This is a genomic window from Bifidobacterium sp. ESL0728, assembly GCF_029392015.1.
Taxonomy (GTDB): domain Bacteria; phylum Actinomycetota; class Actinomycetes; order Actinomycetales; family Bifidobacteriaceae; genus Bifidobacterium.
Genome location: NZ_CP113925.1, coordinates 1495144 through 1514646, shown reverse-complemented (window position 1 = coordinate 1514646; position 19503 = coordinate 1495144). Strand labels below are relative to the sequence as shown.

Here is a 19503-nt window from a genome sequence, read left to right as displayed (position 1 = left end):
AGCAAGTAAACAATGAAGTGTTTCGGCATTTTACCGATGCCGGGAATCAAAGGAGAAACAATGAAGAAAACGAAGGAAAAAGAGAAGAAAGAGAAAAAGCAGCGTCCGGTAAAACAACCTTCGCTGTTGGTTGCTCTGCTCCCGATCCTGTTCATGTGCGTGTTCATGGGCGTGGGCTATGTGGCCATGGGCCTGCCGAGCGAACCGATGATGATTCTCACGGCGGTGTTCGCAGGCATCATCGCATGGTGGCTCGGACATAGCTTCAATGACATGATGAGCACCATCGCCGAGAAAATCGCCAGCGTCATGCCCGCCATGCTGATTCTCGTCACCGTCGGTGCGTTGATCGGTTCCTGGATGATCGGCGGCACCATACCGATGCTCGTCTATTTCGGCCTTAAAATTGTCTCTCCGAAATTCCTGTACATCACGGCGTTGCTGGTGACAGCTATCGTTTCGGTATGTACCGGTACCTCTTGGGGCTCCATGGGCACGGTAGGCGTCGCGTTCATGGGCGTGGCCATGGGCATGGATGGTGTGAACCCGGCCATTGTGGCCGGTGCCGTGGTCAGCGGCGCCTATTTCGGCGACAAACTCTCCCCGCTTTCCGGCGATACTAACCTTGCGGCGGCAATTACGCGTGTTGACCTGTTCAAGCATATGGGCCACTTGCTGTGGACGACGCTGCCGTCACTGATCGTCGCGTTTATCGTCATGCTCGTTGTCGGTCTCAAGGTCAATAGCCCTTCCGGTGCCATCACCAAGGTTGTGCAGATCAATAACGCCCTTTCCTCCGCATTCCATTGGAACGTAGTGATGTTGCTTATCCCGGTGTTGATCATTCTCATCGGTTCGATGTGGCGTAAGCCGACCATTCCGGTCATGCTTCTCTCCACGGCTTTCGCAATGTTCAATGCCGTCGTCATCCAGAAGTTCTCCGTTCTCAACGCCTTCAATGCTGTTGTCTCCGGCTTCAGCACCGACATGCTCGGCAAGGGATTCCACCCGGGCAAGGCTGCGGCCGATGTGTCCAACCTCCTGAACCGCGGCGGTATGAACTCGATGATGAGCACGTTGCTGATTGCTTTCTGCGCGCTGTCCTTCGCAGGTGTGCTTTCCTGCTCTGGCGCTCTCAATGCCATCGTCAACTCCTTGTTGAAGATCGCCAACAGCACGGGTTCGCTGATCGTGGTTACTTTGATTACCGGTATTCTTACCATCGCGACCACCTGCAATGGCCAGGTTTCCTTGGTTCTCCCTGGTGAGCTGCTCCGTCCCGCGTATATTAAACGAGGCCTTCATCCCGATAACCTCTCTCGAAGCATTGAGGATTCCGGAACCATCTTCGAACCGATCCTGCCGTGGACCGCTGCAGGTGCCTATGTCACCGCCACGCTTGGAATTCCGACACTTCAATATGCCCCTTGGGCCACGCTGTGCTGGACCGGCGTTATCTTCGCCACCATTTGGGGCTTCACCGGCATCGGCATCGATAAGCTCAGTGACGAAGAGCAGAAGAAGCTTCTCGCCGAGCTGGATGAGGAGGATGCAAGGGCAGCAGCTTCCGCTGAGGACTGATTGCTCAACCATCTAGAGAATTATTAAAAATTAAAAATTAAAAATAAGGCGCAGCTTGGGTTACCGGGTTGTGCCTTATTTTTGCTTTTATCTGTGTAACTAGGGTCAGAACTCAAGTTATCGGCAATTATCCGACTTCGATATAGTGATGGTGTTTCTGTTTCGCAGTATTCGGTAAACTAGAAGTATTGTCAGAAAACTTAGCCAAGGAGCAATGCGATGGTCGTCAGTGGTGATGGTGCGGGAAATCATAAGGGTCGCTTGATTGTTTTGACCGGACCTACAGCTGTTGGCAAGGGGACTGTCGAAGCGAATCTGCTTGCCAAGCATCCGCAGGTTTGGGTCTCCGTTTCCGCCACCACGCGTGAACCGCGGCCGGGGGAGGTCAACGGGAAGAACTACTGGTTTATGAGCGAGGACGAGTTCGTTGCCAAGGAGAAGCAGAACTGGTTCCTCGAGACCGCCGTCGTGCACGGCATGGCCCATTACGGCACGCCGTTGCAGCCGGTTCTTGACCATTTGGCCAAGAACATTCCCACGATTCTGGAGATTGATTTGCAGGGCGCCCGCCGAGTGAAGCAGCGCGCCGCTGAATTGAACCTTGAGATCGTCTCGGTTTTCATAGCTCCGCCGAGCTACGACGAGCTGGTGAAGCGGCTGATCGGACGCGGCACGGAAAACGAGGAACAACGCAAAAAGCGCCTCGAAACCGCGAAAGTCGAGTTGGCCGCTGAGCCTGAATTCGATGTCAAAATCGTCAACGACACCGTGGACCGCGCCGCCGATGAGCTTTGGACCGTCATCGCCAAGGAATACGGCATCAAAAACTAATGAACAACTGATAACTGACAGTATATTGACGATTATTTTATTTCAGGTTATCAGATAATAGAAGCGGCTGGTTCAATTTGCTGAATCAGCCGCTTCTCATAATTACTAATTTAGTAGAGCGTCACGCAAGCCCTGAGAGCTTGTTGATGAGATCAGGATCTCTCGTCGCACCCTTGTCGGCGGAACGGGCGAACGCGGCGTATGCCTTGAGAGCCAGCGAGACCTTGCGGTCGCGGTGGGCGACGTAGCCGTCACCGGCCTCGAGCTCTTTGCGGCGCTCTTCGAACTGCTCGGGCGTGAGTTCCACGTCAATCTTGCGGTTGGGGATGTCGATGTCAATCATGTCGCCGTCTTTGATCAATGCAATCGGGCCCTTGTTGGCCGCTTCGGGGGCGACGTGGCCGATGGCAAGGCCTGACGAACCGCCGGAATAGCGGCCGTCGGTGATCAGCGCGACATCCTTGCCGATGCCCTTGCCCTTGACGAATGAGGTGGGGTAGAGCATTTCCTGCATGCCCGGGCCGCCCTTCGGTCCCTCGTAACGAATGACCAGAGCCTCGCCCTTCTTGAGCTTGTCGCCCAGAATGACCTCCACGGCCTGCTCCTGCGACTCGACGATGTGGGCCGGCCCGCGGAACTTCCAAATGTTCTCCGGCACGCCTGCGGTCTTGACCACGCAGCCGTCGGGGGCGAGGTTGCCGCGCAGAATCGCGAGGCCGCCTTCCTTGACCGCAGGATGGTCGATGTCGTGGATGGCGCCGTTGACGCGGTCGGTGTCGAGCGTGTCCGAAAGCGTTTCCTGGACGAACGGTTCGGGGGACTTGATATGACCCGGAGCCGCACGGTAAAGTTCCTTCGCCTTGGCAAGGCAGGTCGGGCGCATGATGTCCCAATCGTCGAGCTTGGATTCAAGGTCGGGGTAATCCACCGAGTGCACGTCCTTGTGGAGCTTACCGGCGCGGTCGAGCTCTCCCAAAATGCCGCAGATACCGCCGGCGCGGTGCACGTCGGAGATCTCCCAGTCGCCTGAGGGACTGGCCTTGCAGATGCAGGGCACGGTGTGGCTGATGCGCTCGATGTCGTCAAGCGTGAAATCGACGTCGGCGCTCTGCGCAGCGGCGAGGATGTGCAGCACGGTGTTGGTGGATCCGCCCATGGCCACGTCCATGGTCATGGCGTTCTCGAAGGCCTTTTTGGTGGCGATGGCGCGCGGCAGCACGCTTTCGTCGTCTTCGTCGTAATAACGGTGCGCGAGGTCGACGATCTTATGACCGGCGTCGACGAAGAGCTGCTTGCGATAGCCGTGCGAGGCCAGCGTGGTGCCGTTGCCGGGCAGGGCTAGTCCGAGCGCTTCGGTCAGGCAGTTCATCGAGTTGGCGGTGAACATGCCGGCGCAGGAGCCGCATGTGGGGCAGACGGTCTTCTCGTAGGCGAGCAGGTCCTCGTCGGAGACGTTGTCGTCGGCGGAGGCGTACATCACGTCGATGAGGTCGGTGGTGTCGGTCTTGCCGTTGGAAAGCGTGGTTTCGCCGGCTTCCATGGGGCCGCCGGAAACGAAAATCGTAGGAATGTTGAGGCGCAGCGCGGCCATCAGCATGCCGGGGGTGATCTTGTCGCAGTTGGAGATGCAGATCAGGGCGTCGGCGCAGTGCGCATTGACGGAGTATTCCACGGCATCTGCGATCAAGTCACGGCTCGGCAGCGAGTAGAGCATGCCGGTATGGCCCATGGCGATGCCGTCATCGACGGCGATGGTGTTGAACTCGCGGGGGATGCCGCCGGCTTCTTCGACGGCCTTTGAGACGAGACGTCCGACCTTGTTGAGGTGGACATGGCCAGGCACGAACTCGGAGAACGAGTTGGCGATGGCGACGATGGGTTTCTTACCCAAGTCGTCTCCGGCCACGCCTGCGGCGCGATAGAGTGCTCGGGCACCGGCGAACATACGGCCGGTCATGATATTATGTGAGCGCATTTGCATAATTCCATATAAGTTCATCCGTCTCATATTTGCCGAAAAGCGACCAAATGATGAACGCATTTTTATATATTTTCTTGGCCAATCACATAAAGCTATGGTGAAATCGGCGTATCGGCGTATACTATATTGTTTGAGTAGCTTTATTCTTCTTTAGGGAGCAAACAATATGGCATTTGGCACCGAGCCTACACCGAGCGGTCTTGCCGATCCGACGATCGACCAGTTGATGGAGCATTCCGAGCACAACAAGTATTCGCTGTCTATTTTCGCCGCGAAGCGTGCCCGCCAGATCAATTCCTATTTCACCCAGCTCAACGAAGGCCTTCTGCAGAACGTCGGTCCGCTGGTGGAGTACCAGAACAACGAGAAGCCGCTTTCCATCGCCTTCCGCGAGATCAATGAAGGCCTCTTGGAAGAGACTCTCGGCGAGGACGACCTGAGCGAAGGCAGCCTCGACTAGTTCGTTTTCCAAGCGTTTTCTTTAACCCGATTCCATTCAAGGAGTCGGGTTTTGCATTTAGACGAGTTCCGATGGTTCGTTTACGATGCAAGAATCATCTTGCTGCTGGGAAACGGACTCTTATTCATGGTCAGATGCGGTTTACCGGCAGTAACATGTTGGTTGTGGATGTAGGTGCTGGTAAACGGTACATGAAAGTTGATTAGGTGCAGTTCTCCAGCATCAATGTGGTAATCCTAGTGTTAGTGCTGGTAAACCGGCTTTGACTCATGTTTTGGGTGCGGTTTACCTGCATTAGTGTGTTGGTTGCTGATGCTGGTGTTGGTAAACGGCGCATAAATGTTGGTGAGATGCGGTTTACCAGCAGGAAAGTATGTGCCCTTGAGAATGAAGGATTGGAAATAGGGACATGCGCGTAGAGTGACGTTTCGTATGTATACACGTCGGCCGTTATGCGGCTCTGGCATGGAAGAAAGAAGTTCACTGTGTCTACAGAAGTGACAAAAGAGCGTCGCCTGATTTCAGCGGAATCGGTTACCGAAGGGCATCCCGACAAGGTCTGCGATCAGATTTCGGACGCAATCCTCGACGATATGCTTCGTCAGGACCCCCATTCCCACGTGGCCGTCGAAACGTCGGCCGCCATAGGGCAATTCCTTGTTTTCGGCGAGGTGACCAGCTCCGGCTATTCCGATATCCAGCATATTGTGCGCAATGTCGTCAAGAACATCGGTTACACCTCTTCCGAAGTCGGCCTTGACGCCGATTCCTGCGGTGTGCTGGTCTCGCTGACCGAACAGAGCGCGGAAATCAACCAGGGTGTCGACCGGCTCAACCCCGAGCAGGAATCCGCGGTTTCGCGCGAAGAGCGCTATGAAGCGCAGGGTGCCGGCGATCAGGGCATCATGTTCGGCTACGCCTGCGACGAGACGGACGTGCTGATGCCGCTTCCTATCTATCTCTCGCACCGTTTGGCCTATCGTTTGGCCCAGGTGCGCAAGGAAGGCATTGTTCCGCATCTTCGCCCAGACGGCAAGACGCAGGTCACCATCGAATACGATGACGACGACCGCCCGGTTCGCGTCGATACCGTTCTGATTTCAACGCAGCACGATCCCGAGGTCGGCCATGATTGGCTGATGGAACAGCTGCAGGAGCATGTCATCAAGCCGGTGCTCGAAGAGGTGTGCGGCACCAGGATTCGTCACGACGATTACCGCGTGCTAGTCAATCCGACCGGTTCCTTTATTCTCGGCGGCCCGGCTGCCGATGCGGGACTCACCGGCCGCAAGATTATTGTCGACACCTACGGCGGGGCCGCCCATCACGGCGGCGGCGCCTTCTCCGGCAAGGACCCGAGCAAGGTCGACCGTTCCGCGGCCTACGCCACGCGCTGGGTGGCCAAGAACATCGTCGCCGCGGGACTTGCGCACAAGGTCGAGGTGCAGGTGGCTTACGCCATCGGCGTCGCCGACCCGGTGAGCGTCAACGTCAACACCTTCGGCACCGAAATCGGCGGCGTGACCCGCGAGCAGATCCAGGCCGCGGTGCGCAAGGTCTTCGACCTGCGTCCGGCAGCGATCATCGACGAGCTCGATCTGCTGCGCCCGATCTATCTGAAGACGGCGGCATACGGCCACTTCGGCCGCACCGACCCCGACTTCACGTGGGAGGCCACCGACAAGGTCGACGAGCTCAAGGCGGCCATCGCCGAAGGCTGAGCCTCAAGTCGTTAGGTTTTATAGGTTTTATATGAAAAGAGCCGTATCCAAAGGATTTCCAAGGGTGCGGCTCTTTTGTATTTTGTGAAATGGCAACGCAATTTTCGGGAATTTCACGGCCAGCTAAACCGTTACGGTGTCGTAACTGGGCAATAGGCTGAGTATGATTTTGCATAAAGAAAATGCATAGAATGTACCTATTTTGGAGGTTGCGCATGGCCGCTATGACCGTAGCCGATATGGTCTCAATGTTCTTGAAGGACAATGGAAAAATCAACATCACCGCGTTCGACGGTTCTTCGTTCGGGCCGCAGGACGCACCGCTGCACATCACGGTGAACAATTCGCGCGCCGTATATTATCTGGTCGATCATCCCAACGATCTCGGCCTTGCACGCGCCTATCTTCAGGGCGACATCGCCTCCCCGGAACTCATCCCCGGCAATCCGTATGAGGTCTTCAAGGAACTGATGGCCCTGAAACCGGATATGAAGAAGCCGAGTCCGGCCGACCTGGCCCGCATCGTCGCTTCCGTCTATTCGCACGGCATCCGCCACCCCGAAGCCCCGTCGATTGAGGGCCCGAGCCGCTGGAAGCGCCGCACCGAAGGACTGCTGCCGCACTCCAAGGCCGGCGACGAGGCCACGGTGAGCTATCACTATGACCAGTCCAACGAGTTCTACCGTCTCTTCCTCGGCTCCTCGATGACCTACACCTGCGGCGTGTTCACCTCTCCCGAGGATTCTCTCGAAGACGCCGAATGGCGCAAGCTTGACCTCGTGCTCGACAAGCTCAACCTGAAGCCCGGCGACCGCCTGCTCGACATCGGCTGCGGCTGGGGCTCCATGGAAATCCGCGCCGCACAGCGTGGCATCAAGGTCCTGGGCGTCACCCTTGCCGGCGAACAGGTCAAATGGGCGCAGGAATGGATCAAGCGCGAAGGCCTTGAAGACCTCGCAGAGGTCCGTCAGATGGATTACCGCGACGTGCCTGAAGGCGATTTCGATGGCATCTGCTCGATCGGCATGATGGAGCATGTCGGCTTCAAACACTATCCCTCCTACTTCAAGGAGATTTTCGACAAGCTCAAGCCCAACGGCCGCCTGCTGAACCACCAGATCACCCGCGTCAACTCGATGACGGGCAAGTCGGCCGGCGAGTTCATCGACCGCTACATCTTCCCGGACGGCCAGCTGGCCTCCCCGGGCGAGATTGAGACGGTCATCCAGGACACCGGCTTCGAAGTCGTCAATCAGGAGAACCTGCGTCAGCACTATGCGCTGACCCTGCATAACTGGAACAAGAACCTCGTTGCCGGCTGGGACCGTGCCGTCGAACTGATGGGCGAGCCCAAGGCACGTCTGTGGGGCCTTTACATGGCCGGTTGCGCCCTGAACTTCGAGCTCAACAACATCCAGATCCACCAGTTCCTCTGCGTGCGTCCGGACGACGAGAAGATGACCGACACCTACCCGCTGCGTCCGTGGTGGGTCGAGGATTCGACCGTCAAGCCGACCGAGATCTGAGTCTAAAGCCAAATAAAAACGCCACGGTTTCGGCCGTGGCATTTTTTATGCTTATGAAGCTCACATTTTGAGGCGGCAAATATCCGAGGCACAAATGAACATTGCGCTTGGGGTGGGTTCTTAGGGTTCAAATAAAACTTTTCTGGTCAGAGCTGATGTTCGTTCGGCTCACAAAATTTCAAGGTGTCGAAAATTTGTGAGCCACGTTATCATGGAACCATGAGTGAACCGCAGGCCGAACAACCGGCGCTCGCCGGGCTGGCCCCGCGCAAGCGCCGTAAGACGGTCACCCATACCCCGGCCACACAAAACCCGATCGCACAGGTCGTTCTGGACGTGCAGGCCACACATCTAGGGCAAACGTTCGATTATCTCATCGATGAGAAATTCTCCGAGGCCGCGCAACCGGGAGTGATGGTACGCGTGCGTTTCGGCGGCAGGCGGGTCAACGGCATCATCTGGAATCGCGCCGAGAAAAGCCATACCGCGGCTTCCGCATTGCGCTATATCGAACGGGTCGTGACTCCCGGTATCTTGGTATCAGCCTCAATGCGCCGAGATATCACCGCGATTGCTGAAGCGTACGGCGGAACCCCTGCCAATATCCTGCGTCTGGCCGTCCCGCCAAGAGTCGCCAAAGTAGACAAGGAACAGCACCTTGCGATGGCAGGGACATGGGCCGGGAGCCGGGGCCGCGTGAAACTTGACGAAGACCAGCTTGAGCAGAGTTCGCAACGGTTGCGGGCAAGTTACGACCAGGCCGTGGCATTGCAGGATGCGTTAAGCGGTGGCGGATTCGCCTCGTTCGTGGTCGATGCGTTGCCGGGGGCCAATCGATGGGCTGATGACCTTTCTTATATGGCTAGTCAGTCGCTCAAGTCCGGACGAACGGCCGTTCTGGTGCTGCCGACCATGCGTGAAGTCAATGATATCGCCGCTGCGTTGCGTCGATTTGGAATGAAGGCATTCCGTCAGACCGATGGCACTAACGGTGGCTTTGACGGGGATTTCGCATTGCTCGCGGCGGCCATGGCTCCCTCCGAACGGTATCGTTCGTATCTGGCGGCTGCAAGCGGGCAGGTGCGTTGCGTCATCGGCACCAGGGCCGCGATGTATGCGCCAGTGGAAGGGCCCGGGTTGTTCGCCGTCCTTGAGGATGCCGCCTATCAGAATGCTGATGGAATGATGCCGTATGCCGCCGCCCGTGGTGTCCTGCGTCTGCGTGCCAAGTTGCACGGCGGTACCTTCGTCGCGATGGCCAACGCCCGCAGCGCCACCAGCGAGTGGGAAGTCAGCGGGAGTTCCGGTAGGGCAAGTGAAATTTCGTTTGATGGCAACCTTTCGTCTGATTTTTCCGAAAATATCGACATTTCGGATTCTGGATTATCGGTTTCTGACGATTTTTGTCTAGCAAAAAACGTAACAGACAATGGAATAGACAGTATTACAAATGTTGTCAATTCCGATAAAAACAAGATTGCGACAGCTGCAGGTACGGTCGAGAATACATCGGTTTCGGCAATTGACACAGCAAAAAACGCGGTTGCTGGCAGAGTTGTCGGAAATGAAAATCGAGAAACATTTGCCGCCAACCCAGCAGCCGATTTGGTTGGTTCTGAGCATGAACCGATATTGGAAACCGGCGAAACCTATCCGTTGAATGCCAACGAGAATCCGGGAAACATACAAGAGTCTGAAAAATCAGCGAGAAAGCAAAAGTCGCAAGCTGACGATGCGATATTCTCCATCGAGCCGACCTGTCATGTAAAGGTCCGCGAAACGCCCGTGAGCGGGTTCAGCACCCCGGTACATCCGTTGCCGGCAGTGGTCGAGGACGTGTCGCCGTGGGTTCGTTGGCTCAACCGCGACGAACTGGCACGCCTGGCCGATCCCTCCATCGGCGCACGCGTGCCACACACAGCGGTTCGAGCTCTTTCGCAGGCATTGGAGAACGGGCCGGTTCTCTTTTCCATTCCGCACGACGGCATTGCCGAGGTGTTGAGTTGCGCTCGCTGCCATCGTCAGGCCCGTTGCCCGCGTTGCACAGGTCCGTTGCAGCAGATTCGCGGGGGAGCACCGCGCTGCCGCTGGTGCGGGGCTCCGGCCAGCGATTGGACTTGCCCCCATTGCAAAGGCAAACGCATGAGCGTCGTGCGTGTGGGTGCCGCAGGCACGGCCGCGCAGCTGCAGCATCTCTTCCATGATATCCCGATGGTGCTTTCCAGCCCGAACCAGCGAAATGGTATCGTCGAATGGGTGCCGGATCGTCCGTTGATCGTCATCGCGACGCCGGAAGCTGAACCTCGCGTGCGCACGGAAAAAGGTGACATCGGCCATTATCAGGCCGCGGCCATCCTCGATGCGTGGACCAGCCTCTACGCTCCGGGCGTGGACGCGCGTATCGATGCCCTCACCGCTTGGATGCGCGTCGCCTCGATGTGCGTCTGCCGAGAAAAAGGTGGTCAGGTTCTCCTGATTGGAGAGACCGACCCGGTAATCGCCGAATCCTTGATCCAATGGGATTCCCGCATTCTTGCCGCCCGAGAGCTCGACGAACGTGCTGAAACCGGACTTTCCCCGGTTTTCGCGGTGGCATGTGTGTGGGGGCGTAGGGATGCGGTGATCGGAACGCTCAATAATATCGGGGCGCTCAACGGTGACTGGAGTCAGGTCAGTACCGAGATCGGCGAGCTTCCGGCAGTTCTCGGACCGGTGCCCATCGCCCAGCCCAAAACCGTGGACGCCCGTGAGTTGGAAGCTACGCAGGATCGTGTCAAAGCCGTGGTGCGGGTACCTCAACCGCTGCGTGCCGAGTTGGCCAAGCGTCTGCATACCGAAGTGGCCCGGCATGTGGCCACGCGCACGCCTGGCGAGTTGCGTTTCCAACTTGATCCCAAGGATCTTATTTAGCTGTTGGCAACGATATGTCTGGCTTTCGTCGTTGTGCCATGGAACCATGGAAACAGTCTTATTATCGAGTGTTTTCTTGCAAGGAGGAGCCATGAAAGGCTGGCCGGGTGAACCGGAAATGGACTACAACGTAATCAAGTCGGAAGATGCGGCGAAAAGTGCCGAGGGCAAGCCGATTGAGAACGTGGTCTTCGATTTCGGCAACGTTCTTGTCAAGTGGGATCCACAGGCCGTGATGTTGCCTCGGTACTCACAAGAACTGACCGACAAATTCCTCGACAACGACGTTTCCGGCTTTTACGACGCCAGTGACGCGATGGATATCGGTGGAACCTCGGCTGAGGCCGTTGCTGCCGTGCGCAAGCAGTACGGCGAGCCATGGGCCGATATGCTCGACTATTATTTCAAGAATTTCGTTGATTCGCTAGTCGGCCCGGTTGAGGGCATGCGTGTGCTGGTCAACGACCTGAAGGCCGCAGGAATCGGCGTGTGGGGTCTGTCGAATTGGGCGACGGAACTGTTCCCGCCAGCCAAGAAAATGTATCCGATTTTAAGCGATTTGGACGATGCCGTGGTCTCGGGGTATGTCAAGCTGCGCAAGCCGCATCGCGATATCTTCGAATTTTCATTGAAACGGTTCGGCATTCCGGCTGATACCGCCTTGTTCGTCGATGACAAGGCGATGAACATTGTCGGCGCGAACAGCGCCGGTATGCGTGGCGTGAGATTCAACGATTCCTACAAATTGAGGGAAATGCTCAGAAAGTCCGGTATCGATATCCCCGGGATCCAGCGCTGAAAGGAACGGATATGTTGAAGGTTTTGTTTGCCGGAACGCCGGATGTTGCGGTTCCGGCGTTGCGCCAATTGGCCGAAGACAAGGAGCATTTCGAAGTTGTTGCGGTGCTCACCAGGCCGGATGCACCGCAAGGCCGAGGACGCAAGCTTACACCGAGTCCGGTGAAAGAAGCCGCGCTTGAGCTGGATATTCCCGTGCTGGAATGCGACCCGAAGGAACCGGCCTTCATCGCCGAGCTCAAGGCCACTGGGGCCGAAGCCGGGGCGGTGGTCGCCTATGGCAAAATCCTCAAGGAAGACGTGCTTGGTGCCCTGCCGATGGGCTGGTACAACCTGCATTTCTCGTTGCTGCCGCAATGGCGTGGTGCGGCTCCGGTGCAACGTTCCGTCTGGAGCGGCGACACCATTACCGGCGCCACGGTTTTCAAACTCACCAAGGGCATGGATACTGGTCCGATTCTGGCGCAGTCCACCTGTGAAATCGGTGCGCACGACACTTCCGGCGATATCCTTTCCCGACTTGCGCAGGATGGCTCCTATCTGCTCGCTTCCGCGTTGACGGCGATGGCCGAAGGCCGGATCGTTCTTCAGGAACAGCCGCAAGGTGCCTATGAAGTGGCCAGGAAAATCAGCCACGAGGATGCGCGCATCCGTTTCGACGTCCCGGTTTTCGCCATCGACCGTCAGATCCGAGCCTGCACTCCCGATCCGGGTGCTTGGTGCATGCTGCATCCGCAGGGTGCAAGTGATAGTGCCAATGGGTCTGAACAGAGCGATAAAACCAGGATTTCTTCTAACGCTGAACGTGATATGGGCGACGCCGAACCCTTCCATGTCCTTCAGGCACGTCCCGCCGATGGCAACGATCCGCAGGTTCCTGCCGATCTCAAACCAGGTATGCTGTCAACCACTAAAAAACACGTCTGGATAGGCACCGCCACGGCTCCGCTCGAGCTTGAAGAGGTCAAGGCGCAGGGCAAGAAGGCCATGCGAGCCGCAGATTGGGCCCGTGGTGCGCGCTTGTCCTCAGAAGCATACGTTGACTGAAACTGAGGGCTTATACCGTTTACTTCATACGGCTAGACTGGCAAAGTAAAGGCAAAGAAAACACACTTGAAGTGTGAAATGCACAAGGGAGGCATGTTATGCGGAAACTGAGCATTGCGGGGCAGGAAGTGCCCGCGGTCGGCATCGGTACGTGGCACATGGGCAACGAGCCGCAAAACCATGATGAAGAGGTCGCCGCGATTCGAGCCGGCATCGAAGCCGGGGCGCGGGCGGTCGATACCGCCGAGGTCTACGGCGACGGCAAGTCCGAAACGCTGGTAGGCGAGGCGCTCGAGCCGTTCAATCGCGACAATATCTTCCTTATCTCCAAAGTAAAGCCGGACAATGCCTCCAAGGCGGCGATGGGGCAGCATCTTGACGCCAGCCTCAAACGGCTCCGGACCGATCATCTTGACCTGTATCTCTATCATTGGCGCGGCGGCTCGATTCCGCTTGAGGAAACGGTCGCCGAACTCGACCGGCTTCGTGAAACAGGCAAGATCGGAGCTTGGGGGGTTTCGAACTTCGACATTCCCGACATGCAGGAACTGGTGGCGCTTCCCGCCGGTGGCAACGTCGCTGCGAACGAGGACCTCTACAATATTGAATCCCGTGGCATTGAATACGATTTGCTGCCGTGGCAGCGCGAGCGTCATATTCCGCTGATTGCCTACAGTCCTGTCGGCGGGCTCTCCAACAACCTCAAGACCAGCATGTTGAGCGACTCCATAGTTCGTGAAGTGGCCGCGCGGCACGGCGTGTCGACCTATGAACTGCTGATTGCATGGAGCGTGCGCGACGGCAACACCCTGTCCATTCCGCAGACTTCCAATCCCGAGCACATGCGCGCCAATATCGCCGCATCCGAAATCGAACTGACCCAAGAGGATCTGGCGGAACTCGACAAGCGTTACCCTGCCCCCACCCATCGCATTCCGCTCGACGTGGATTGATTGGACGAGGGTTTCATCAAAGAAGTGGATTTGCGATGAGTGATGGCGAGCAAGACAACGGTTTGATATCTGATGAAAACCGTTCTGCTGACGGAATTTCGGCAGGAGACGGAGAAAAACAGGGCTCCAAGGCCCATAACCGTGGGTTTGCCGATGCCGACGACGAGTTGGCGCGCGAGAACGACAACCTGAGGGCCAAGAACCATGCCTTGGCGGTGGCGCTTACACGGGCTGGCAAGGAACTGCAGAAGGCGAAGTCCCAGCTTGGACTGATGGCCGCGCCGCCGTTGAACTTCGCCACGATGGTGCGTGTGGACTCGTGCAGCACCGACGAGCAGGGTGTGCAGCATGCGAAGGCCGAAGTGCTTTCCGGCAATCGCAGACTTGTCGTGCCGGTGGCTTCGAATGTGCCCGCCTCGCGTCTGGTTGGTGGCAGAACCGTACTTTTAAACGAGAATATGGTATTGGTCGAGCAGCGCGGGCTGGAGATTTCCGGTACCGTTCGTGTTGTCAAGCAAGTCTTGGATGACGGGCGCTTGATGGTGGCCGACGAATCCGGCAACGTTACGCTCATTGAGCGGGCGAGTGCGCTCGCGGATGTCACTATCGAGCCTTCGGCTCGCATATTGGTGGATAGCATGGCGCGGATGGCCCTGGAAGTGTTGCCTGTGGAGAACGCGACCGATCTTGTGCTGGAGCAGACCCCAGACGCCACTTTTGAGGATATCGGCGGGCTTGATTCCCAAATCGAACGTATCAAGGATGCCGTCGAACTGCCCTTCCTGCACCGCAAGCTTTTCGAACGCTACGATTTGCGCCCGCCCAAGGGTGTGCTGCTTTACGGCCCTCCGGGCAATGGCAAGACGCTTATCGCCAAAGCCGTTGCCAACGCACTTTCCGGAGGTGACGCCGAGAATGGTGTATTCCTTTCGGTCAAGGGCCCAGAGCTTTTGAACAAATACGTGGGGGAGTCGGAGCGTCTCATTCGTCTGATTTTCAAGAGGGCGAGGACCCGTGCGGCGGAAGGCAAACCGGTCATCGTCTTCATCGACGAGATGGATTCGCTGCTGCGCACGCGTGGTTCCGGGGTTTCCAGTGATGTGGAGACCACCATCGTTCCCCAATTCCTCGCCGAACTTGACGGCGTGGAAAGCCTCGACAACGTCATGGTCATCGGTGCCTCGAACCGAGTCGACATGATCGACCCGGCCGTGCTGCGTCCCGGGCGTCTCGATGTGAAGATTCGCATCGATCGGCCCGACAAAGAGGCGGCGGCACAGATTGTATCGCATTATCTCACGGACAATCTGCCGTATGAATCCGACCAAGACGCGGAGACACTGACGAAAGTCTTGGTGGATAGCGTTTACGCCGATGGTCCACAACGGCATATCTGCGACGTGTGCGACGATCAGGGCCGCTGGTCGCGGGTCACCTTGGCCGATGTGATGTGCGGCGCGATGCTCAAGAACATCGTCGACCGCGTCAAGACCCATGCCGTCAAGGATTCCATTACGCTGGGTCGTCCGATGGAAATAGGTGCGGACGCGGTGCTTGACGCTGTGGACGACGAGTTTGAGGAGACCAGCGATTCGGTGATGGATTCCGACCCGGCGCAGTGGTCGAAGATCAACGGCATTGCCGGCGGCCACGCGGTTCGCATCCGTCCCGCAGAGTAGTTTTTAATACAAAAGAAGAGGATGGGAACAATGAGTGTTCGCAGAATGATGGGGACCGAAACGGAATATGCGGTTTCGGATATGGGAGCCGAACATTACAATCCCGTTCAGCTTTCCTTCGATGTGGTCAGCGGGGCCGCAAATACCGAGACACAGCATATCCGTTGGGATTACCGGCAAGAAGACCCGTTGAACGACGCCCGCGGCACCCGTTTGCCGCGCGCCGCCGCACGTCCGGACATGCTCACCGACGAACCGCAACGGCAGATCGTCAACGTCATCGCGCCCAATGGCGGCCGGGTGTACGTCGACCACGCCCATCCCGAATATTCAGCACCCGAAACCATGGACCCCTTTGAAGCGGTCTGCTATGACCATGCCGGTGACCGGATCATGTTCGACGCGGTGCAGAAGATCAATGGACGCAATCATTCCCATATCGTCCTGCACCGCAATAACGTAGACGGCAAAGGCGCCAGCTGGGGCACGCATGAGAACTATATGATGCTTCGTAGCGTTCCGTTCGGTAAAGTCGCGTCGTTGATGACTTTGCATTTTGTCTCTCGTCAGATTTACACCGGCTCCGGGCGTGTCGGCATCGGCGAGAAATGTGAGCAAGCCGGTTACCAGTTGAGTCAGCGGGCAGATTATGTTCATTCCATTGTTGGCCTGCAGACCACCTTCGACCGGCCGATTGTCAACGCCCGCGACGAATCCCATGTCACCGGCGACTACCGGCGTCTGCACGTCATCGTCGGCGACGCCAACCGAATGGATGTGCCCCAGGCCCTGAAACTCGGCACGACGAGTATGGTGCTGTGGCTGCTTGAACACGCGGATACCGGTGATTCGGTATTCGGCCTTGATGATCTGCTTGTCGAATTGAACTTGGCCGATCCGGTCGAGGCGATGCATACCGTTTCCCACGATCTGAGTCTTGCCGCCCCATTGCCGCTTGAAGCGGGCGGCGCTACCACCGCCTGGCAGATTCAGGTGCGCTTGCTTTCCGCCGTATCCGCTCAGGGTGCGGCAACATACGGCAGCGATAATCGGGGTGAGCCGCTCTGGCCGGACGAGCCGACCAAACGGATTATGGCGATGTGGCGTCAAGCGTTGATGGACGTGGCCGCAGTGCGTCATGCCAGCGATGAGAAGAGACTCAGGATGGCCGACGAGGGTTCGCGCTTGGAATGGCTGCTGAAATGGCAGCTCATGGAGCGTTTGCGGCGCAAAACCGATGCCGTTTGGTCCGATCCGAAGTTGGCTGCTCTCGACCTGAGCTGGGCCGCGCTGGACCCTTCTTATTCGGTGTTCGTACGTTTGCAGCCGCAGACTGAGCGCACGACGCTAAACCAGAACGAAAGCCCAAGCCAGGCCGACGTCCAAGTCAAACGTGCCATGTCCAATCCTCCAGAAGACACCCGTGCCTGGCTTCGTGCCGAAATCATCCAGTGTTTCCCGAACGATGTGGTCGCCGCTTCCTGGTCCCACATCACCGTCTCGCAAGGCGATAAGAACGATTCCAACGACCAAGCCAAGTACACCACCGATGCCGAAGGCAACCGCATGGTCCAATTGTCCCCACAACTGTTCTCGCTGGACATCTCCGACCCAACTCGCTGGACCAAGGCCAACTGTGAACAGTCGCTCGCATATTCAGAATCTCATCACGAATCCGCTGCCCAAACCCTCAAGCGACTCAGCCGGTAAGGGTGCCTCAGCCACATAATTTTCAAAGGGCAAAGTCGTAAGTTATAAAATGCAAAGTGAGTGGAGGGGCTGGGATATGCGATGTTCGGGCGTAGGCTTGGCCTATGCAAAATCGTAGATTTTGCCTTCGTGCTCGATATGTCGCGCTCACTTCGCCTACAGGCAGTCCACTGGACTGTCTGCTTCACGGCTCAGCCGGTAAGGGTGTCTCAACCTAACTAATGTAAACGAAAATGTAAGTTATCTATACAAAGTGAGTGAAGGGCTGGGATATGCGATGGCTAGACATAAAGCTTGGCCTATGCAAAATCGTAGATTTTGTCTTCGCGCTCGATAGATCGCGCTCACTTCGCCTACAGACAGTCCACTGGACTGTCTGCTTAACGGCTCAGCCGGTAAGGGTGTCTAGACATTGTATATCCCGGCCCTTCACGGCAAGGCTGGAGAGTAAGGTAACAGTGTTAAATGACCGGCAAGAAAAAACTTATAAACTGTCGATTAGCTGCCGATAATCCGAATTAGGCGTAAATGCGAACGGATCAATCAATTCGGCTTCGTGACGAGTCGGGGCAGTCGTCTTGAGGTGCGTCCAATCGCAGCTGAACGTTGCTCCTGCATTCAGAGTCCGATGGACAAACCCTCCGCGCAAAGCGGCCCGAGTGTCTTGGGGCGGGTTTTCGACGGCATGTTCGATGGCTTCATCAGGCACTAGCGTTTTCAGCAGTCCATGACCAACCAACGACGGGTAAATCGATCCGTTGACGATATCGTGGTAGTTCATGTCGATTTGCCGAGCCTGTGCCGGCGAAAGCTCAGGATTGCGTTCCTTCATTTTGCCGAGCAGCTGGTATTTTGCAACCCAGTCGACGCGATTGGAAAGTGTACTGAAATCCTTGGCAGATAAGGCATCAAGTGCTGTTTTCCATTCGCACAAAATGTCCGTGCAGTCGGTGTTGGGCAGAGAGCGCTCAATCTGTTCATGATGAGATTCGACAAACCGTGAAACGATATCGAGGTACAGATATTGGATTTCCAAGGCTGTGACGGCTTTAGCGTCAGAACTTGAAGATTGCAGCCCGAGCTTTTTTTGGTTGTTGCGGAACGCACCGATATTCTCCAGCTGCATCACCGGTTGGGCACAGCTCAGATCGGTGCTCATGGCCTTGTTCGACACACTTGGATCGGCAGTCAACGCGCAGCATTCGAATCCTGAAGCAACGCTTCGTTTCGCCGCGTCTTCGATGACGCAGAGCACCAGATGGGTGGTGGCCAGCTTCATTTTGGTCGCCCATTGCGAGCGGTTGGAGTCGCCGATGATGACGTGCAATCTGCGGAATTCGTCCGGGTCGGCATGCGGTTCATCGCGTGTGTTGACCATCGGCCGGAAGCGGGTGGTGGAAGAGGATACGCCTTCGTCCAGGAATGCGGCGCGCTGCGTGATTTCGAATCCTTTTTCTGTTACTCTTCCGGCTCCGGTGAAGAGCTGGCGAGTCACCAGAAACGGCAGCAATTGCGCCTTGATGATAGGCAGTGAGACATAGCGCCTCACCAGATAGTTCTCGTGGCAGCCAAAAGCGTGGCCCGCCGAGTCGACGTTGTCCTTGAACAGGTGAATAGTGGCATGCTCGCCATGGGTTTTCCGCAGCCGAGCCTGTGCGCCAAGGGCGAGACGCCGCATGATTTCCTCGCCGGCCAGGTCCTGCGTGAGTGCCGTTGCTGGATCGCGTGCCTCGGCGGTGGCATACTCCGGGTGCGAGCCGACGTCAAGATACAGCCGTGAGCCGTTTTCCAGGTAGGTGTTGGTGGAACGCGCACGCGAAAGAATCGGCGCGAACATCGTCATCGCGACTTGTCCGGGGTCGCAGGGCTTGCTCGCACCGGTCACCGAAACCCCGTATTCGGTTTCGATGCCGAAAATGCGGTGGAACGAGTCATATTCGGGGGAGCGCGACGTTCTATTGCCGGGACCCTGATTGCTGCTATCGCGCAGCTGCGGCATCACTCGCCGCCTTTCTGCACGAAACTTGAAACGTACTGTTCCGCATCGGTTTCCAAGGTCGAGGAGATATCGTCAAGCACGGCGTCCAAGGCATCCTCTTGGTCTTGTGTTTTGTCGTTCTTTTGCATTTTCTGCTGTTCCTGTGGTTGAGGTTCTTCGCTGTGATGCTGCTGTTGCGCGAACTGCTGTGCCATGTCACTCCTTAAGCCAGGCAACAAAAGCAACGCCATGCCGCTGAAAGTTGCCGTCGATATGCATGTTTTCTTTCTTCACTTTAGCGCAAGCGATATCGAGCAACTCGACATGT

General features: G+C 57.0%; 14 protein-coding genes. 11 read left to right on the top strand and 3 right to left on the bottom strand.

The annotated features are described in order from the left end of the window. Window positions 1-60: 60 nt before the first annotated feature. Window positions 61-1581, top strand: coding sequence for a Na+/H+ antiporter NhaC (gene nhaC, locus OZX67_RS05965; RefSeq protein ID WP_277141797.1), 1521 nt, complete (start codon window positions 61-63; stop codon window positions 1579-1581). Between the two features lie 219 nt (window positions 1582-1800). Then, window positions 1801-2412, top strand: coding sequence for a guanylate kinase (gene gmk, locus OZX67_RS05960; RefSeq protein ID WP_277141796.1), 612 nt, complete (start codon window positions 1801-1803; stop codon window positions 2410-2412). 121 nt (window positions 2413-2533) lie between these two features. Here the strand turns inward: gmk and ilvD are convergent, their stop codons facing one another. Continuing rightward, entirely contained in the window at window positions 2534-4396 is a 1863-nt protein-coding gene (ilvD, locus tag OZX67_RS05955; RefSeq protein ID WP_277144964.1) for a dihydroxy-acid dehydratase, read from the bottom strand. 163 nt (window positions 4397-4559) lie between these two features. Between ilvD and rpoZ the strand changes: the two genes are divergently transcribed. The 9 genes from rpoZ to dop all read left to right on the top strand — a co-directional run bounded on the left by rpoZ (window position 4560) and on the right by dop (window position 17197). Further along, complete coding sequence (gene rpoZ, locus OZX67_RS05950; protein WP_277141794.1) at window positions 4560-4853, top strand: DNA-directed RNA polymerase subunit omega; 294 nt, start codon at window positions 4560-4562, stop codon at window positions 4851-4853. 497 nt (window positions 4854-5350) lie between these two features. Continuing rightward, on the top strand, window positions 5351-6574 hold the full coding sequence (gene metK, locus OZX67_RS05945) for a methionine adenosyltransferase (RefSeq protein WP_277144962.1): 1224 nt from the start codon (window positions 5351-5353) through the stop codon (window positions 6572-6574). Window positions 6575-6789: 215 nt separating this feature from the next. Next, window positions 6790-8100 (top strand): class I SAM-dependent methyltransferase, encoded by a 1311-nt coding sequence (locus tag OZX67_RS05940; RefSeq protein WP_277141792.1) that lies wholly within the window; start codon window positions 6790-6792, stop codon window positions 8098-8100. 219 nt (window positions 8101-8319) lie between these two features. Further along, on the top strand, window positions 8320-11010 hold the full coding sequence (locus OZX67_RS05935; RefSeq protein ID WP_277141790.1) for a primosomal protein N': 2691 nt from the start codon (window positions 8320-8322) through the stop codon (window positions 11008-11010). A 91-nt stretch (window positions 11011-11101) separates the two neighbouring features. Next, a complete protein-coding gene (locus tag OZX67_RS05930; protein ID WP_277141788.1) occupies window positions 11102-11809 on the top strand; it encodes an HAD family phosphatase in 708 nt (235 codons plus the stop codon). Between the two features lie 11 nt (window positions 11810-11820). Then, the gene (gene fmt, locus OZX67_RS05925) at window positions 11821-12855 is read left to right on the top strand and encodes a methionyl-tRNA formyltransferase (RefSeq protein ID WP_277141786.1); all 1035 of its coding nucleotides are present in this window, start codon (window positions 11821-11823) and stop codon (window positions 12853-12855) included. A gap of 98 nt (window positions 12856-12953) precedes the next feature. After that, window positions 12954-13808, top strand: coding sequence for an aldo/keto reductase (locus OZX67_RS05920; RefSeq protein ID WP_277141784.1), 855 nt, complete (start codon window positions 12954-12956; stop codon window positions 13806-13808). 35 nt (window positions 13809-13843) lie between these two features. Next, window positions 13844-15487 carry a proteasome ATPase gene (gene arc, locus OZX67_RS05915; RefSeq protein WP_277141782.1) on the top strand — a complete coding sequence of 548 codons (1644 nt, stop codon included), beginning with the start codon at window positions 13844-13846 and terminating at the stop codon, window positions 15485-15487. Between the two features lie 30 nt (window positions 15488-15517). Next, on the top strand, window positions 15518-17197 hold the full coding sequence (gene dop, locus OZX67_RS05910; protein WP_277141780.1) for a depupylase/deamidase Dop: 1680 nt from the start codon (window positions 15518-15520) through the stop codon (window positions 17195-17197). Between the two features lie 484 nt (window positions 17198-17681). Here the strand turns inward: dop and OZX67_RS05905 are convergent, their stop codons facing one another. After that, the gene (locus tag OZX67_RS05905; protein ID WP_277141777.1) at window positions 17682-19196 is read right to left on the bottom strand and encodes a proteasome accessory factor PafA2 family protein; all 1515 of its coding nucleotides are present in this window, start codon (window positions 19194-19196) and stop codon (window positions 17682-17684) included. Then, window positions 19196-19390, bottom strand: coding sequence for a ubiquitin-like protein Pup (locus OZX67_RS05900; protein WP_277141775.1), 195 nt, complete (start codon window positions 19388-19390; stop codon window positions 19196-19198). The genes OZX67_RS05905 and OZX67_RS05900 overlap by 1 nt, the downstream gene beginning before the upstream one ends. Window positions 19391-19503 lie beyond the last annotated feature (113 nt).

Excerpts from the sequence above, each read along its gene's own strand:
- nhaC (WP_277141797.1), top strand. The coding sequence starts at position 61 with ATGAAGAAAACGAAGGAAAAAGAGAAGAAAGAGAAAAAGCAGCGTCCG.
- gmk (WP_277141796.1), top strand. The coding sequence starts at position 1,801 with ATGGTCGTCAGTGGTGATGGTGCGGGAAATCATAAGGGTCGCTTGATT.
- rpoZ (WP_277141794.1), top strand. The coding sequence starts at position 4,560 with ATGGCATTTGGCACCGAGCCTACACCGAGCGGTCTTGCCGATCCGACG.
- OZX67_RS05940 (WP_277141792.1), top strand. The coding sequence starts at position 6,790 with ATGGCCGCTATGACCGTAGCCGATATGGTCTCAATGTTCTTGAAGGAC.
- OZX67_RS05935 (WP_277141790.1), top strand. The coding sequence starts at position 8,320 with ATGAGTGAACCGCAGGCCGAACAACCGGCGCTCGCCGGGCTGGCCCCG.
- OZX67_RS05930 (WP_277141788.1), top strand. The coding sequence starts at position 11,102 with ATGAAAGGCTGGCCGGGTGAACCGGAAATGGACTACAACGTAATCAAG.
- fmt (WP_277141786.1), top strand. The coding sequence starts at position 11,821 with ATGTTGAAGGTTTTGTTTGCCGGAACGCCGGATGTTGCGGTTCCGGCG.
- OZX67_RS05920 (WP_277141784.1), top strand. The coding sequence starts at position 12,954 with ATGCGGAAACTGAGCATTGCGGGGCAGGAAGTGCCCGCGGTCGGCATC.
- arc (WP_277141782.1), top strand. The coding sequence starts at position 13,844 with ATGAGTGATGGCGAGCAAGACAACGGTTTGATATCTGATGAAAACCGT.
- dop (WP_277141780.1), top strand. The coding sequence starts at position 15,518 with ATGAGTGTTCGCAGAATGATGGGGACCGAAACGGAATATGCGGTTTCG.
- OZX67_RS05905 (WP_277141777.1), bottom strand. The coding sequence starts at position 19,196 with ATGCCGCAGCTGCGCGATAGCAGCAATCAGGGTCCCGGCAATAGAACG.
- OZX67_RS05900 (WP_277141775.1), bottom strand. The coding sequence starts at position 19,390 with ATGGCACAGCAGTTCGCGCAACAGCAGCATCACAGCGAAGAACCTCAA.